Origin of the sequence: Caballeronia sp. DA-9, from assembly GCF_051615025.1 — a bacterium.
In the GTDB taxonomy this organism is placed as follows: domain Bacteria; phylum Pseudomonadota; class Gammaproteobacteria; order Burkholderiales; family Burkholderiaceae; genus Caballeronia; species Caballeronia sordidicola.
Genome location: NZ_CP195132.1, coordinates 84,391 through 100,726, shown reverse-complemented (window position 1 = coordinate 100,726; position 16,336 = coordinate 84,391). Strand labels below are relative to the sequence as shown.

12 protein-coding genes are annotated in these 16,336 nt (G+C 58.2%); 9 read left to right on the top strand and 3 right to left on the bottom strand.

Going from position 1 to position 16,336, the window contains the following annotated elements; all coding sequences use genetic code 11:
- The first annotated feature begins 135 nt into the window (after positions 1-135).
- The 3 genes from ACRWA7_RS06715 to ACRWA7_RS06705 all read left to right on the top strand — a co-directional run bounded on the left by ACRWA7_RS06715 (position 136) and on the right by ACRWA7_RS06705 (position 3,090).
- The gene (locus ACRWA7_RS06715; RefSeq protein WP_438391997.1) at positions 136-972 is read left to right on the top strand and encodes an energy transducer TonB; all 837 of its coding nucleotides are present in this window, start codon (positions 136-138) and stop codon (positions 970-972) included.
- Between the two features lie 16 nt (positions 973-988).
- On the top strand, positions 989-1,708 hold the full coding sequence (locus tag ACRWA7_RS06710) for a MotA/TolQ/ExbB proton channel family protein (RefSeq protein WP_438391996.1): 720 nt from the start codon (positions 989-991) through the stop codon (positions 1,706-1,708).
- A 266-nt stretch (positions 1,709-1,974) separates the two neighbouring features.
- The gene (locus ACRWA7_RS06705) at positions 1,975-3,090 is read left to right on the top strand and encodes a sigma-54 interaction domain-containing protein (RefSeq protein WP_438391995.1); all 1,116 of its coding nucleotides are present in this window, start codon (positions 1,975-1,977) and stop codon (positions 3,088-3,090) included.
- Positions 3,091-3,371: 281 nt separating this feature from the next.
- Here ACRWA7_RS06705 and ACRWA7_RS06700 read toward each other — a convergent pair whose 3' ends face one another.
- The 3 genes from ACRWA7_RS06700 to ACRWA7_RS06690 all read right to left on the bottom strand — a co-directional run bounded on the left by ACRWA7_RS06700 (position 3,372) and on the right by ACRWA7_RS06690 (position 6,054).
- Positions 3,372-3,782, bottom strand: coding sequence for an ExbD/TolR family protein (locus ACRWA7_RS06700; protein WP_438391994.1), 411 nt, complete (start codon positions 3,780-3,782; stop codon positions 3,372-3,374).
- Positions 3,783-3,909: 127 nt separating this feature from the next.
- Positions 3,910-4,731 carry a class I SAM-dependent methyltransferase gene (locus ACRWA7_RS06695; protein WP_438391993.1) on the bottom strand — a complete coding sequence of 274 codons (822 nt, stop codon included), beginning with the start codon at positions 4,729-4,731 and terminating at the stop codon, positions 3,910-3,912.
- Positions 4,732-5,769: 1,038 nt separating this feature from the next.
- A complete protein-coding gene (locus tag ACRWA7_RS06690) occupies positions 5,770-6,054 on the bottom strand; it encodes an HU family DNA-binding protein (RefSeq protein ID WP_438391992.1) in 285 nt (94 codons plus the stop codon).
- 1,022 nt (positions 6,055-7,076) lie between these two features.
- Between ACRWA7_RS06690 and ACRWA7_RS06685 the strand changes: the two genes are divergently transcribed.
- The 6 genes from ACRWA7_RS06685 (at position 7,077) to narI (ending at position 16,331) form a co-directional block, all read left to right on the top strand.
- Positions 7,077-8,276: an NnrS family protein gene (locus ACRWA7_RS06685; protein WP_438391991.1), complete on the top strand. Its 1,200-nt coding sequence runs from the start codon at positions 7,077-7,079 to the stop codon at positions 8,274-8,276.
- 573 nt (positions 8,277-8,849) lie between these two features.
- Positions 8,850-9,353 carry a pyridoxamine 5'-phosphate oxidase family protein gene (locus tag ACRWA7_RS06680; protein ID WP_438391990.1) on the top strand — a complete coding sequence of 168 codons (504 nt, stop codon included), beginning with the start codon at positions 8,850-8,852 and terminating at the stop codon, positions 9,351-9,353.
- Between the two features lie 187 nt (positions 9,354-9,540).
- Entirely contained in the window at positions 9,541-13,377 is a 3,837-nt protein-coding gene (locus tag ACRWA7_RS06675; protein ID WP_438391989.1) for a nitrate reductase subunit alpha, read from the top strand.
- Positions 13,374-14,915 carry a nitrate reductase subunit beta gene (narH, locus tag ACRWA7_RS06670; RefSeq protein WP_438391988.1) on the top strand — a complete coding sequence of 514 codons (1,542 nt, stop codon included), beginning with the start codon at positions 13,374-13,376 and terminating at the stop codon, positions 14,913-14,915. Before ACRWA7_RS06675 ends, narH begins: the two co-directional genes overlap by 4 nt.
- Positions 14,915-15,595, top strand: coding sequence for a nitrate reductase molybdenum cofactor assembly chaperone (gene narJ / locus ACRWA7_RS06665; protein WP_438391987.1), 681 nt, complete (start codon positions 14,915-14,917; stop codon positions 15,593-15,595). The genes narH and narJ overlap by 1 nt, the downstream gene beginning before the upstream one ends.
- A 52-nt stretch (positions 15,596-15,647) precedes the next feature.
- Positions 15,648-16,331, top strand: a complete 684-nt coding sequence (gene narI / locus ACRWA7_RS06660; RefSeq protein WP_438391986.1) for a respiratory nitrate reductase subunit gamma — start codon at positions 15,648-15,650, stop codon at positions 16,329-16,331.
- Positions 16,332-16,336: the final 5 nt, after the last annotated feature.

Genomic DNA, 16,336 nt, shown 5'->3' with positions numbered 1-16,336 from the left:
TTCTGCTATCCATCGATCAAATCAGCGGCGGCTGCGTGCATCCAAGGCAGGCCCGGCTGGCCGCCGCTCGTGTTGAATCAAGATCCCCAATGGCATGCATCATGCTTAGTCGATGCCAACATCAAGGTGATAGACATGCAGGCATCGACAATCTCTTTTATGGGCGGCTCACCGGGCTACACAGCCGCACGGCGCAAGTACCGGCTCTTAGTCGAATCGCAGCGCGTCCCGCGTGTGCAGGGCACACGGATGGCCGCGCCTGCGGAGGCCGAAGCAGCCGCCGCTTGTCGTGCACCGCCGGTCCACGACAAGCGCGCGCTTGCCGCACTGGTTTGCGCTGCGCTCGCGCTTCATATGGCTGCGCTTTGGATATGGACGGAGACCCGCGCGAGCGATGTGCACGCGCCGACGCCGTTGCCACCTATCAACATCGAGATAACGCGGCCACCGCCCCCGCCGCCGCCTCCTGTGCAGGAGATCCAGCGACCGAAGCCGTTGCCACAGACCCCCAGGCCGCTGCGCGTGCCGCCCAGGCATGTCGTGGCGGCGCCAAAGCCTACGACTACGCCTATGCCGCCCGCACCGCCGCAGCCCGCTGCGCCGGTCATCGCGCAAACGCCGACTCCTGCCGCCGCGCCACCGGCCCCACCCGCCGCGCCGCCCGCTCCGGCAGCGCTAGCGCCGGTCGAGCGGATAACGGAAGCGCACGGGAGTGCGGGCTATCTGCACAATCCGGCGCCTCAATATCCCGATGCCGCGCAGGAGCGCAACTGGCAAGGACGCGTGCTGCTGAAAGTACATGTGCTCGCAGATGGTCATCCGGATTCGGTCATCGTCGCGCAGTCGAGCGGCCATCAGATCCTCGACGACGCCGCGCTCAAAGCCGTCAACCACTGGCTCTTCGCACCCGCGAGGCGCGGGGACACCCCGATCGACGGGTGGGCCAACGTTCCTATCGATTTTAAATTGTGAACCACAGAGAAACGCCATGACTCATTTTTCAACTACCTTCATCGTCCAGGGCGCCCTCGGTATCCTGGCTCTCTTCTCGGTGCTCACTTGGGCGCTCATACTCGGCAAAGGCGTGCAGAACTGGCGGCTATGGCGGCAGGACGAGCATTTTGCCCGCCACTTCTGGCGATCACCCAGCATCGCCGCGGCGGGCGCACTAACCGACGGCCGAGGCCCGAAGTCACGCTTGCTCGGCGTGACCGTCAGCTCGCTGCGCGGTGACGCGCACAATGCCGCTCACGACCTCGAACATAGCTGGGACCGCCAAGAACTGCTCGAGCGTCAGTTACGTCGTCAACTGCAGATTGAGCGCCAATATCGGGAGAGCGGCCTGGCCATTCTTGCATCGGTTGGCAGCACCGCGCCGTTCGTCGGCCTCTTCGGCACCGTATTCGGCATCATTCATGCGCTCTCGGCGATCAGCAAGAGTGCGTCGGCAAGCATCGACGTGGTGGCGGGACCGATCGGCGAAGCACTGATCGCTACCGGCGTCGGCATCGCGGTGGCGATACCCGCGGTGCTCGCCTACAATTTCCTCATACGACGTGTGAAGACGCGCTCGGCGGATCTCGAAAGCTACGCAACAGATCTCGTCAATCTCGCCCAGAAGAACGGCTTCAGGATCATCGACGACGCGCCCGCGATCGGGCTGGTTCCCGAACCCACTCGCTCTAGCCGCAAGGAAGTCTTTGCGTGATACGGGCGGCGGCGCGCTGATGTTGTCTTTAGTGGAGCAGCTTGCGCGCCGGAGAACTAATTGCTGCCGATACCTATCGATCAGAGTATGCATCGCGATATGCGGCGCGTATCGCTTTGGCGCATCCGCTCACACCGTTTAATCCATCTGCAGGACTTACTACTGCAGCGGATTTGAGTAACGCAAATGAGAAACCGTTGTTTCCATTGATAGGTAATCGGAATTACCGTTGATGTTCGAAAAGCTCAGCGACTACCTACATCCCCATGCAGATTTTGAGCCTCCCCAACCTGGCGGAGCATGCGATCTCGATCCGTGCGAAGGCGCTTGCCTTCAACGATGAAAAGTCGAGACACCTGTTCGAGCGGATTCAGCTCATCGCCCCAAGTGATGCGACGGTATTGGTGACCGGCGAGAGCGGCACCGGCAAGGAGCTGATCGCACGGCTGGTACACACGAGCAGCACGCGGGCCGATCGCCCATTCGTGGCTGTCAATTGCGGCGCGTTCTCGGAAACACTGCTCGAGAGTGAATTGTTCGGCCATGAGAGGGGCTCGTTCACCGGCGCGATCGACAGTCGACCAGGTTGGTTCGAAGCGGCAAGCGGTGGCACGCTCTTTCTGGATGAAGTCGGCGATCTGCCACTCTCGGCACAGGTCAAGCTGCTGCGCGTTTTGCAGGAGCGCGAAGTGACTCGCCTCGGCTCGCGCAAGGCATTGCCCATCGACGTGCGACTGGTGGCTGCGACCAACGTGCGGTTGGAAGAGGCGGTACGCGCGGGTAATTTCCGTGAAGACCTCTATTATCGGCTCGATGTCGCCAAGATCGCGTTGCCTCCACTGCGAGAACGTCCCGCGGACATCGAACCGTTGACTCGTCACTTTATCGATCTCTATTCACGCCGTCTGAGCGTGCCCCCCGGCGGCATCAGCGACATCGCGCTGCTGCGACTGAAAGCCCATCCGTGGCCGGGAAATATCCGCGAACTCGAGAACGTGATCCATCACACGCTGCTGATCCGGCGCGGACCACAGATCGAGGCTTCCGACCTGCATTTCTCAAGTCTCGGGGTACGAGAGACTGCGGCCGTGCAGCCAAGCTTCGCTTCCAGCACCAATGCACGCAAGTTGGTCGATCCGGGTCTGCGGAGTGATGGGAAGAGCGAGCATATGAGCGATTTGCGAATCGTGCTTCAAGAGCTGTTCGACCGCAACGTACCGGACTTATGGCAAGAGATCGAATCCACGGTGTTCACGATGGCATACGACTATTGCGACAGGAATCAGTTGCAGACATCCAGGCTGCTTACATTGAGCCGGAACATCGTGCGTACGCGCCTGATCCAGCTTGGGCTGCTTAGCTCGAAAGTGGATGCTGGATAATCGGCTGGAGCACGGTTAGTCGCGCTTTGAGGAACGCTTGGGGATCACGATCATCCGGGTTGGGAGGGTCAGTCGTGATTGCCTCGGCAAGCCGGCCGATTGATTCCACCGCTCGCATTCATACCCCATGATATCGGACTTCCTACCGGTCTTTGCGCGGAGAGCGGTCTAGACATCTGTCGCCGTCAGCCCGCAGGAATCGGGGATGCGGCGGCTGGTCAACCTTCACCAACGCCACCCTCACTCCCGTCGTGCGCGCTGTCGTGACCCGCTCGCTTCGATTATTCCCCGGGCTGCGTGAGCACCGACATTTTCGAAATGCCGGCCCGTTCAATCGAGGCCATTACCTTGGCAACGGATCCGTATGGCACGCTCTGGTCGGCCTGAAGCGACAGTGCGACATCCGGATCGGCTCGCCTGAGCGCCTTCAACTGGGGTTCGACCAGAGGCAGCGCGACAGCCCGTTTGTCGAAAAATATTGCTCCCTTGGCGTCGATGCTGACCGTTACTGCTCGCTTCTGCTCGGGTGGCGCGGTGGCCGCGGTCTTGGGAAGATTGACGTGCACCGCATTCTTGAGCAGCGGCGCCGTGATGATGAACGTCACCAGCAGCACGAGCATCACGTCGACCAACGGCGTGATATTGATTTCGCTGAGCACGTCGCTGTCGTCACTGGTCGTCGAAAAAGCCATTGTGTGATTCTCCTTTAAAAACATTTGATCATGCGCCGACTGCATTCAAGTCGGCGTTCCATATGGTCGATCCTTCATCGAAATCGACAACACGACCTCGGCTCAGGTTCGCCACGCGTGGCAACGTTCACGCCGAACTTTCCGACCGACCCAATACCTCCCGTGAGCGCCGCGCGATCAAGGCATGTCCTTCGACGATTTCCTCTATCGCGCCGTTCACGCCCGCATACCTAGCCAGCCCCGCGCGAATCTCCGCCGCCAGTCCTTCCTGCGGCTGCGTCTCGCCGTGCCAGGCTTTCCCAAACGAAAGTGCTCGATCGACGAAATGCTCCAGTGGCGTGATTCGCCGCTCTATCACCGCAATGCGCTCCAAGTGATCGAACGCCGAATCCAGTAAAACCGTTTCGTCGGAAGCGCTCGACTTTCGTTCAACTCGCGCAGGGTCATCCTTGCCATAGCGGTCAAGAATGCGCTCGAAAACGGGGTACCAAACGTTCTGAGGTACTGCCGGAACACTGGTGTGGTAAAGGGCCACCGCACCCCCGCTCTCGAGCAACCCATCAAGTACGCGGAGCGTCTCGACACGATCGGTCCAGTGGAACGAACGGCCGAACGTGGCGAGCCTGAAACGGCCAAGGCGACGATCCAGGTCGTAGGAACTGCCTCGAACGAATTGAATGATAGCGCCGGCGCGCGCGGCGTTTTCGGTGGCGACCTGGAGCATGTCCGTAGACGGGTCGAGAGCGGTCACCGCGCGCGCATACGGGGCCAAATCGATCGCGAGGAAGCCTGGACCTGTGCCGAGATCGAGAACGTCGGCAGTGCGGTCAAGACGAATCAGGCCGGCCACCCGTCGGCTAAGCAGCGCCGGATAGCTGGACCGGCCAGTCGTGTAGTATCGGGCCGCATTGTTGAAGCGGTCCGGATAAAAAGCTTTCTGTTCAGACATGTCGATGAACGCTTGAATGGTGTGGCGGAGAGGCGCGTGGTACGTGGCGGAAACGCGTCGTGCTTACGACCCGCGAAGGCTGACGGAGGTATCAAGAAGCATTATGCAATCCCTGTGCCATCGCGACCCAAGGCATACCGCCGGCGCGAACGAGCGCCGATGTGTCGTTCGCGCCGACGCAGCCTTACCCATAGTCGGAATGCCTATCATGCGTTGTGAGCGCAACCTCCGCCTGCTTGCTGCAATCGGCGCAACCTGCTGTTGCCATACTGTTGCAATCTCAGCAAACCATGTAATGCGAGCGCGCGGCCGCAGGCCAGGAAGCAGCCGCAAGCCGGGAGCGTCCGGCTCTTTTATGGACACAGGGACATTTGTGCTCCGCGAAAGCCGGGACCGGTTGCTGCTCAAAGTCTTAACAGCGCAGATCGGACAGTTACGCTTATAACCAAGACACAATCGACAGAAGCGGACCGACGTGCTGCATGGCGGCCGGACTGCATCGCGCGACAGAAGTCGAACCGAGTCTCAACCGCTAGCAAGACAACTATGGATTGAGGTCACGATAAGTCGGTCTGTGACCGGTAGCCGCCAATCAGAAGCTTTTGCGCACAGCGAATGCTTCAAAGGTAACCCTAAACGGAGTTTTCAGTTTGCTGAGAGAAATCGTTCGCCTTGGCGTAATCGCGTCGTGCATAGGCGTCTGAAATGTTTTTAGCATAAGCTCAGTAGGGAGACTAAAAACACAAATCGTCCACGCCCAAATTGATTCAACGACTCTCTGTGCTCTCTGATATTGGAGACGAGTCACGTGCCTATCGATCAACAAATACGACGGTGACATTTCACACCTTGTCTCCGTTCGAATATTCGTAGTGTTGGTCTGCTCCTGATGCGATACCGCAATCAGGCACCGCAATTTGACTTCGCATCGTTTCCAAACGTGCGAACTCAGTCGAAGCTTTGACCCGTCGCTCGTCACGTACTCGACTTGACGTGCACGTCGCTCAGTGGATGATCTCATGCGGATACACGACCGGCTTATTTCCTGTGGCCATTCACCGCATCCTTGAACGCCTTGCCCGCGATAAATTTCACAGTCTTCGAAGCTGGAATTTTCAACTCTGCGCCGGTGGCCGGATTGCGCCCGTTGCGCGCGGCCCGCGCGCCTACGCCGAACGAGCCAAATCCAATCAGTTGGACAGTGTCGCCCTTCACGAGCGCCGTGATGATCGTTCCGATAAGCGCGTCGATTGCTTCTCCCGTTGCGGACTTGCTCGTTCCGGTTGACGACGCGACGGCATCAACCAACTCCTGTTTGTTCATGATATCCCTCCCGGACAATCGTTACAAAATGTCAGAGTGCCGGAAGAAACGAGTTCTTTAGCGCCCCGGACCTCTCAACAGCGATGTGTCGACGCATACGGTACCCGATCGGACGCCTGTGGTGCAAGCAGGTACGATTGCGACGGTCGCGCACCAACCCGCAATTCTGTCGAACAGGCCGAAGAATGCCCCGCTCGGCTCACGGGCGAAGCACCCGCTTTGCGATAGCTGCGCCGACGTCATGGGCTATCGGGAGGAATGAAAAACGCCCCTTGGATTCTCGTCGCGAAGGGCGTTGTCACGTCAGAACACTTTCGCATACAGAGCGCTGAAGCCGCTCCCAGGCTGCCTCATACACATATGCAGGCATCGTCCCGAGTTATTGGTATGGATCGCCAGGACCGACCACAGCGCCTTCTGGCCAACCGGTGTGCCCTCACTCCCAACCCGAACGACCCGCGGCTTCAAGGTCATACGACACGTTTTCGATCACGGAGCGGTTGGGCAGCAGAGCGAAAGATCGAAAAACCATTGCCATCTTTGAGTCGCACTTCCCGCAACTCCAGGGCGACATCGGCGCGATGTCGCGACATTCGTGCAAACCCACACACATACACTCCGAAACGTTTGTCGTGCTGCCAACGCACCCAACCGGTTTCCTCCTCGCTGGACCTCGTTGAACAACTACCTCGCATTTTTCGACGAGCGAATCGCGCGGCCCAACAAAATACTTCGCTTGCTATGCAAACCAATCGTCGAGTTCGATCGTCACCGGTGTATTCCCATCCCAGACTGCTGAAATGCCTCATCCGGTGGAACGGCGAACGAATGAACAGCCCTCAATATATTGTCCTCGGTTACCGCTTGCTTTGTCGCTCGACAAGCGAGCGCCATTGACGGTCGTCATCAAGTTTTGCCGACTCCATCCGCCAGCAATCGAAATTGAAGCGCGAAGAACTTTCCCGCTCTCAGTCAAATACACATTAAAATTCACATGGAATGCATGTTTTGTAGGAGCTGGAATGAGAGTCACCGAACCGGTCCCCGATCCACCACGCGAAGAAGCATCTGACTTGCCAGTGCTTCGACTCGGATTTCGACCGTTCTACCTTGGCGGGGCCTTCTTCAGCTCGCTTGCTATCGCGTTCTGGATTTTCGCCCTTCACGGCTATCCCGTCGCAGGTCGTTCTGCAGCCTTGAGTGGTCTCCTCTGGCATGCTCACGAAATGATCTTCGGCTTTGCTGCCGCAATCGTGGTGGGCTTTCTGCTTACAGCCGTGCGCGCGTGGACTTCGCTGGACACTCCACGAGGCTCATCGCTCGCGTGGCTCTGGCTCCTTTGGGCGGCTGGGCGTGTCCTGGTCTGGACCGGCCCGGAGCCCGTCGCAGCAGTCGTGGATTCCGCCTTCCTGCCGATCGTTGCCGTTATGTTGTTGCGGGTGTTGATCGCCGCAAATAATCGTCGCAACTTATTCCTGCCTGTTGCGTTGGCGCTCTTCGGGGTATTAAACGCACTTTTCCATTGGTGGGCGTGGCAAGGCCGTGGCGACCTCGCATTGCGCGACGCATACGCCGCGGTCGGACTCGTGGTTATATTCGTGACTGTAATCGCGGGGCGCGTCGTACCGATGTTCACGACGAACGCCATCCCCGGATTTTCAATAAATCGCTGGAAACTTATCGAGACCCTGTCCGCACCGGTTGTCATAGCCACCTTTCTTGCGGATGCGCTCCAGACGCCACCCTTGCTGATCGCGGCATGCGCTTGCGCTGCGGCGGTGGTGCATGGCGTCAGGGTTGCGGGATGGCGCTCGTGGCGAGCCGGAATGCGGCCCATTCTCTTAATTCTGCATGTCGCCTATGCGTGGATCCCGGCAGGGTTCGTCATGCTCGCGCTGGCGGCCCTTGGCGCCGTGCCGCAAACGCTTGCGCTCCACGCGTTCAGCGTCGGCGCAATCGGCTGCGCCATCATTGCGATGATCACCCGCACGACGCTCGGACATACTGGCCGTCCGCTCGTTGCGGGCTGGGTAGAGATCGTGAGCTACGGATTAATCATCGCGGCAGGCCTTCTTCGCGTCTTCGGACCATGGCTAGGAGGCGGCACGGCGCAAGTCTGGATCGACGCTGCGGCGCTATGCTGGTTCGCGGCACTGGTTATTTATTTGCTGAAATATGCACCCTATCTAACTGCGCCAAGGGCAGACGGCAAGCCTGGTTAGCAAAAACCACTACCCAGAAAGAACTATTTTACGTTGAATCACGTTGTGACATATTCTAATTTATAGTAGATTTCCGGTGTTTTCGGCGCATAGACGAGCCAGTCCTGCTCACCCGGGACGATTGACGACAGCGTGTCGGCTAAACGCTAACGGGTTTCGGTGACGTTTGCTTAAAACCACCAGCCAAGGGAGGCATCCTCATCATCGACCGGAATGTCAGCACCATGAGCGTATCCATCCCGATGCCGTATGACCACGTGCATGCTCGGCCACACGGCTGGCGTCACTGACTGCTTGCGACCAATCACAGGGACATCGGCACGCTGCACATGTTGGTCGCATCACCAGTTTCCTTTTCAAGGGCGTTACGGCGCTGATGCTCAGAGCAGCGCTGTCTGAACCGGGACTGCAGATAATACGGCCCGAGTTTCCAATCAATAATTGTCGTCGAACACACCTTTGACAACGGATCAGCACCGACTTGACTTAGGTCAAACGAACATGCCCGGTGTGGCGCGAAGCTACGACCATCGATGAGACACAACCCGCTTCGCGAGGCAAGGAGAGACATCCATGGATGCGAAGCAGAGGCAACTCATATTGGAAATCATCGAATCAGGCCGTGATCTGTCTCTGGCAACGCTACGTGAGGATGGCTATCCTCAGGCTAACGTGATTGGCTACGCCAACGACGGCCTGACCCTCTTCTTCGGCACGGCGCGCACCAGTCAAAAAATCAAAAATATTCAGCGATGCGAAAAGGTATCGATGACGATAACCATGGCATACAACGTTTGGAACCAGATCAGAGGTCTCTCTATGGCTGCGACCGCGCACATACTGGCAGATGATTCTCCAGAAAGTGCGCATGCGATGGACCGGCTCCTCGCGCGTTTCCCGACAGCATGGGACATGTCACCTCCCGCCGAGCCAGGCCAGGTTGTCTTCGTCAAGCTCGTTCCGGTCGTCGTCAACGTGATCGATTACACGCGAGGTTTCGGTCACAGCGAACTGGTTGAAATAGGCGCAGGTGACCTGCCTGGCAAAACGACCGAATCTGGAGCGTGCGGAAACTGAAGCAGGATCCATTTCGCAATACGAATCAAAATAGATTACTGAAAAATAACAAGGCATCCCCTCCTTCTTAGCCATATTTCCCCCGTAGTCTCTTCAAAGAGGGGGCTAATAGCACCATAAAAGATTCACGAGAAATGCATAAATTCCACATAGACTGCACGCAAATCGAACGTGAGGAGTAGATCAGATGAGCCATTTTGTTGATCGCCTGAAATACTTTTCCACGTCGAGACCGACCTTCTCGGACGGCCATGGAATGACCACGCAGGAGGATCGCGGGTGGGAAGACGCGTACCGGCAACGGTGGCAGCATGACAAGATCGTGCGCTCCACCCATGGCGTCAATTGCACTGGCTCGTGCTCGTGGAAGATCTACGTCAAAAGCGGGATCGTCACGTGGGAAACGCAACAAACCGATTACCCGCGCACCCGTCCAGATATGCCGAATCACGAACCGCGAGGCTGTGCGCGCGGCGCATCGTATTCCTGGTACCTCTACAGTGCAAACCGTCTGAAATATCCCCTGATCCGTAGCACGCTGCTCAGGTTGTGGCGCGAAAAACGACTGACGCTGGAGCCCGTGCAAGCATGGAGCGCTATCGTCGATGACCAGCAAGCACGTGCCTCGTATACGCGTCGCCGTGGTCTCGGTGGCTTCGTTCGTTCAAGCTGGGACGAGGTCAACGAGATCATCGCGGCGGCGAATATCCACACGATCAAGCGGCATGGTCCGGATCGGATAGTTGGTTTTTCGCCGATACCCGCCATGTCGATGGTGTCCTACGCAGCAGGCAGTCGCTATCTCTCACTGATTGGGGGAGTCAACCTGAGCTTCTACGATTGGTACTGCGACTTGCCGCCCGCTTCGCCCCAAACCTGGGGCGAGCAGACCGACGTTCCCGAATCGGCCGACTGGTACAACTCGACCTTCATCATGATGTGGGGGTCCAACGTACCGCAAACGCGTACCCCCGACGCACACTTCATGACCGAAGTGCGGTATCGCGGCACCAAGGTCGTATCGATCTTCCCGGACTATGCTGAAGGCGCCAAGTTCGGCGATATCTGGTTGCACCCGAAGCAAGGCACCGATGCCGCGCTCGGTCTTGCCATGGGCCATGTCGTGCTCACGGAATTCCACGTTGCGGGCAAGAGCGCATATTTCGCGGACTACTGCCGACGCTATACCGACATGCCGCTCCTCGTTCGTATCGTTAAACAAGGCGAGCACTTCGTGCCGGAGCGGCTGCTGAGATCGGACGAATTCGAAGACGCGTTGGGTCAAGATAACAACGCCGCATGGAAAACGGTGGCCATCGACGAATTGAGTGGAAAGCTCGTGACGCCGGTTGGATCGATCGGGTTTCGGTGGGGCCAAAAGGAAGGCGGCGATGCCGGCAAATGGAACCTAAAAGAAGAGGATGCACAAGGCACGCCGATTCGGCCGGTGATGTCGTTTGTGGAGGATCATCATGAGGTGATCGAGGTCGCCTTCCCGTATTTCGGCAATGTAGAACACACGCACTTTACTCATACAGGCCATGCCAGCGTATTGCCGCGCCGCATCGGTGTCCGTCAAGTTGCAACACGCGACGGCGATGTGCTCGTCGCCACGGTGTACGACCTGTTCATCGCCAACTATGGCGTAGACCAGGGCCTGGGCGGCGCCAATGTCGCAGCCAGCTTCGACGACGACGTGCCCTATACCCCGGCCTGGCAGGAGAAAATCACGGGCGTCAAGCGCAACGAGGTCATCGCCGTTGCGCGCGAATTCGCCGACAACGCCCACAAGACCGAGGGCAAATCGATGGTGATCCTCGGCGCCGGTCTGAACCACTGGTTCAACATGGACATGAGCTATCGCTCGATCATCAACCTGCTCGTCATGTGCGGGTGCATAGGGAAATCGGGCGGCGGCTGGTCTCACTATGTCGGCCAGGAAAAGCTTCGTCCGCAAACAGGATGGTTGCCGCTTGCGTTCGCAACCGACTGGCACCGGCCGCCGCGCTTCATGAACGGGACGTCGTTTTTCTATGCGCATACGGACCAGTGGCGCTATGAAACCATGAAGGTGACCGAGCTGCTGTCGCCGCTGGTCGATAGCAGTCAGTTTGCCGAAAGCCCGATCGATTACAACGTCCGGGCGGAGCGCATGGGCTGGTTGCCCTCGGCACCGCAGTTCAAGACCAATCCGCTTGAGGTCGGCCGGGCAGCAGCCGGATCGGATGCCGCCGCCTACGTCGCGAAGGGACTCAAGGACGGCTCGCTTGAAATGTCATGCGCGGACCCCGACGCACCGGAAAACTTCCCGAGGAACCTGTTTATCTGGCGCTCGAACCTGCTCGGCTCGTCGGGCAAAGGACATGAGTATTTCCTCAAGCATCTGCTCGGTGCCGAGCACGGCGTGCAGGGAAAAGACCTGGGAGCCACCGCCGGGATCTTGCCCAAAGAAGTGAAGTGGCACGACAAAGCACCGCAGGGCAAGCTCGACCTGGTCGTGACACTCGACTTCAGAATGTCGACCACGTGCCTCTATTCGGACATCGTTCTGCCGACTGCGACCTGGTACGAAAAGGACGACATGAACACGTCCGACATGCATCCGTTCATCCATCCGCTCTCCGCTGCTGTCGATCCCGCATGGCAATCCAAGAGCGATTGGGAAATCTACAAGGGCATCGCGCAGAAGTTCTCTGAATTGACCGCAGGTCATCTGGGCTTAGAGCACGATGTGGTGCTCTCGCCGCTCCAGCATGACAGCCCGGGGGAAATCGCACAGACCGATGGGATCGCCGACTGGGGACACAACGAATGCGATCCGGTTCCAGGCAAGACCATGGCGAGCGTCGTGAGCGTGGAGCGGGACTATCCGAACACCTATCGCAAGTTCACGTCGCTCGGCCCTCTTCTCGATTCACTCGGCAACGGCGGCAAGGGCATCACATGGCAAACCGGCGAAGAAATTGATCAACTTCGCGCACTGAATTATGCCGTCACTGAAGAAGGTGTGTCACACGGACGGCCCCAAATTCTTTCGGCAATCAATGCGGCCGAGGTGATCCTGTCGCTGGCTCCCGAAACCAACGGGGCGGTCGCGCTCAAAGCCTGGCAGGCGCTGTCAGCACTCACCGGCACTGACCACACCCATCTCTCGCGCGCACGCGAGGACGAAAAAATCCGCTTTCGCGATATCCAGGCGCAGCCGCGCAAGATTATTTCGTCGCCAACATGGAGTGGGATTGAATCCGAGCATGTCTCATATAGCGCAAGCTATACGAACGTGCATGAGCTGATTCCATGGCGCACCCTTTCGGGACGTCAACAGCTGTATCAGGATCACGCGTGGATGCGCGATTTTGGCGAGTCTCTGTGCGTCTACAAGCCGCCGATCGATACACGCAGTACGGTGGGCATGGAAGGTAGCCGCTCGAATGGCAACCTCGAAATAGCATTGAATTTTCTGACGCCTCATCAGAAATGGGGCATTCATAGCACCTACACCGACAATCTGTTGATGCTGACGCTCTCGCGCGGCGGCCCCATTGTCTGGATCTCCGAGATCGATGCCAGAAAGATTGGTGTGGTCGATAACGACTGGATCGAAGCCTTCAATGTGAACGGAGCATTGACCGCTCGGGCGGTGGTCAGCCAGCGCATTCCCGTGGGTGCAGTAATGATGTATCACGCGCAGGAAAAGATCATCAACACGCCGGGTTCCGAAGTCACCGGCGTACGCGGGATCCACAATTCGGTCACACGCGTCATGCTTAAACCGACTCATATGATCGGCGGCTACGCGCAGCTCTCCTACGGCTTCAACTACTACGGCACGGTCGGCTCCAATCGCGATGAATTTGTGATCCTGCGCAAAATGAACACGGTCGACTGGAAAGATGAGTCAACCCCGTCGTCGGTGCTCTCGCCGGCAGAAGCGGCGCGTCATCAACACACCCTCGCCCATGGCGCCCCGACGCTTGCGATGGCCAACGATGAGTCAAGAGATAAGTCGAGAGATAAAAAATGAAAATCCGCGCTCAGATCGGCATGGTCATGAATCTGGACAAATGCATTGGCTGCCACACGTGTTCGGTCACTTGCAAAAACGTCTGGACCTCCCGCGAGGGGATGGAATACGCGTGGTTCAATAATGTCGAGACCAAACCCGGCATCGGTTACCCCAGGGACTGGGAAAACCAGGACCATTGGAACGGTGGATGGAAACGCAAGGCAAACGGCAAGATCGAGCTTCGCGCCGGTAGCAAGTGGCGTGTGCTCGCGACTATTTTCGGCAACCCCAACCTGCCGGAAATTGACGACTACTATGAACCGTTCACTTTCGACTACGCGCATTTGCACGACGCACCGGACGTCAAGGTTGGACCGGTTGCCCGGCCGCGATCGCTGATCACCGGCGCGCGGATGGAGAAAATCGAATGGGGCCCGAACTGGGAAGAAATTCTCGGCGGCGAATTCGAAAAGCGTAAGCAGGACTACAACTTTGACCAGGTGCAAACGGACATCTACGGGGAGTTCGAGAACACCTTCATGATGTATTTGCCGCGACTCTGCGAGCACTGCCTGAACCCTGCGTGCGTCGCCTCGTGTCCTTCCGGCGCGATCTACAAGCGCGAGGAAGACGGCATCGTCCTGATCGATCAGGACAAGTGCCGAGGCTGGCGCATGTGCGTGTCGGGATGCCCCTACAAGAAAATCTACTACAACTGGCAAAGCGGCAAGTCAGAGAAGTGCATCTTCTGCTATCCGCGCATTGAGGCTGGCCAGCCGACGGTGTGCTCTGAAACCTGCGTCGGGCGAATTCGTTACCTCGGCGTCCTGCTGTACGACGCCGACCGGATCCAGGAAGCGGCATCGGTTGCGGATCCACAAGATTTGTACGAGGCACAGCTTTCTATCTTCCTCGATCCGAACGATCCGGCTGTGCGTGAGCAGGCCGCTCGCGATGGCGTGCCGGACAACTGGCTTGAAGCGGCGCGTCATTCGCCGGTGTACAAGATGGCGATGGAATGGAAGATCGCCTTCCCGTTGCACCCCGAATACCGGACCTTACCGATGGTCTGGTACGTCCCTCCCCTGTCGCCGATCAACTCGGCGACCAACGATGGCCGCCTCGGCATGAAAGGACTGCTCCCCGACGTCGATTCGCTGCGCATCCCGCTCCGCTATCTGGCCAACCTGCTGACGGCGGGACGCGAAGCGCCCGTGCGCCTCGCTCTCAAACGAATGCTCGCCATGCGCGCGTTCATGCGCGAGCGCCACGTCGAGCGTCGCGAAAGTCCCGAACTGCTCGCCGAAGTCGATCTGACCAGCGCACAAGTTGACGAGATGTACCGCTACCTTGCGATCGCCAATTACGAGGACCGCTTTGTCATCCCGACGGCGCATCGAGAATATGCCGAAGATGCATTCGACCTGCGCGCATCGTGTGGCTTCTCGTTTGGCAATGGGTGTTCCGATGGCACGACCGAAACCAGTTTGTTCGGCGGCCGCAAGGGCATCGGCAAGGATCGCAAGACAATTCCAATTCGCGCGGCGGGTGAGTAATGGACAACAACGGACTGATCTTCAGCATGTTGAGCGCGCTGCTCGACTATCCAGACGAGTCTCTCATTGAGGGGCTGGCGGAGATTCGTACTTCAGTGACACGTCATCGGGCCTTCGCCCCTGCCACACGTGACGCGTTGATCGCGCTGGTCAACCAGTTGGCGTCGCGGCCGCTGCTGGACTTGCAGGAAGACTACGTTGAAACGTTTGATCGTGGGCGGGCAATGTCGCTTTACCTGTTCGAACATGTGCATGGCGAGTCACGCGAGCGGGGTCAAGCCATGGTCGATTTGCTGGCGATGTACGAAGCAAAAGGGCTGTTTCTAGGCAGAGGCGAGCTGCCTGATTATCTCCCCGTCTTCCTGGAATTCCTCGCGAAGGAAACACCGTCGAAGGCCCGCTCGCTGCTCGCTGAAATTGCCGACATCAACCGGCAAATTGCGACGAAGCTCGCCGAGCGCGGCAGCGTCTACTTCGCGGTGGTAGCCGCTTTGTTGCCGCTCGCCGGCGAGCCGCCGCTGGACGTCACACCACCCGTGCACGTTCCAGACCCGGCGATCGATGGCGAGGCGCTCGATCGCGAGTGGCAGGACAAACCCGTCAGCTTCCTGGGTGCGCCAGCCCCGGTTTCGGCACAGCCTCAGTCTATCCAGTTTTACGACAAGAGACCGTCGCGGTAGCCCGGCAAAACTGGTTACCGTATTCAAGCAAGATTCTCGTTGGAGATGCCTCATGAATCAGCACTTCATCAATTCATTTTTGTTTGGCATTTATCCCTATATCTGTCTCGCGATCTGGCTGCTTGGCAGCCTGATCCGTTTCGATCGGGAACAGTACACCTGGAAGAGCGATTCCTCGCAACTGCTCAGACGCCGACAACTACGTCTTGGAAGCAATCTGTTTCACATCGGTGTACTGATCGTCATTGGCGGTCATTTTGCCGGCTTTCTGGCGCCGCACTGGATGGTTTCGCCGTTCCTGAACGCCTCGCAGCATCAATTCATTGCAATGGCTGCGGGCGGGAGTGCTGGCATCGTTGCAATCATCGGCTTATCCATTTTGCTGTATCGACGGCTATCGGACCCGCGAATTCGCATCAACAGCGCGCACGCGGATATTCTGGTCCTGCTCATATTGTGGTTGCAGCTTGCGCTCGGACTTTCCACCGTCCCACTTTCATTAGCCCACATGGACGGGGTCATGTTCGAAACGCTGAGCACCTATGTCAAAGGAATCGTCACGTTTCAATCCGTCGCCGATCTCATTGTGCCCGTGCCGCTCGTCTACAAAATTCATATTGTGCTGGGCTTCACGATCTTCCTCATTTCTCCCTTCACGCGTCTTGTTCATATCTGGAGTGGCATGGCAACCGTAGCCTATTTGTTTCGGCCGCACCAGATCGTGCGTAAGCGCTAACGCGA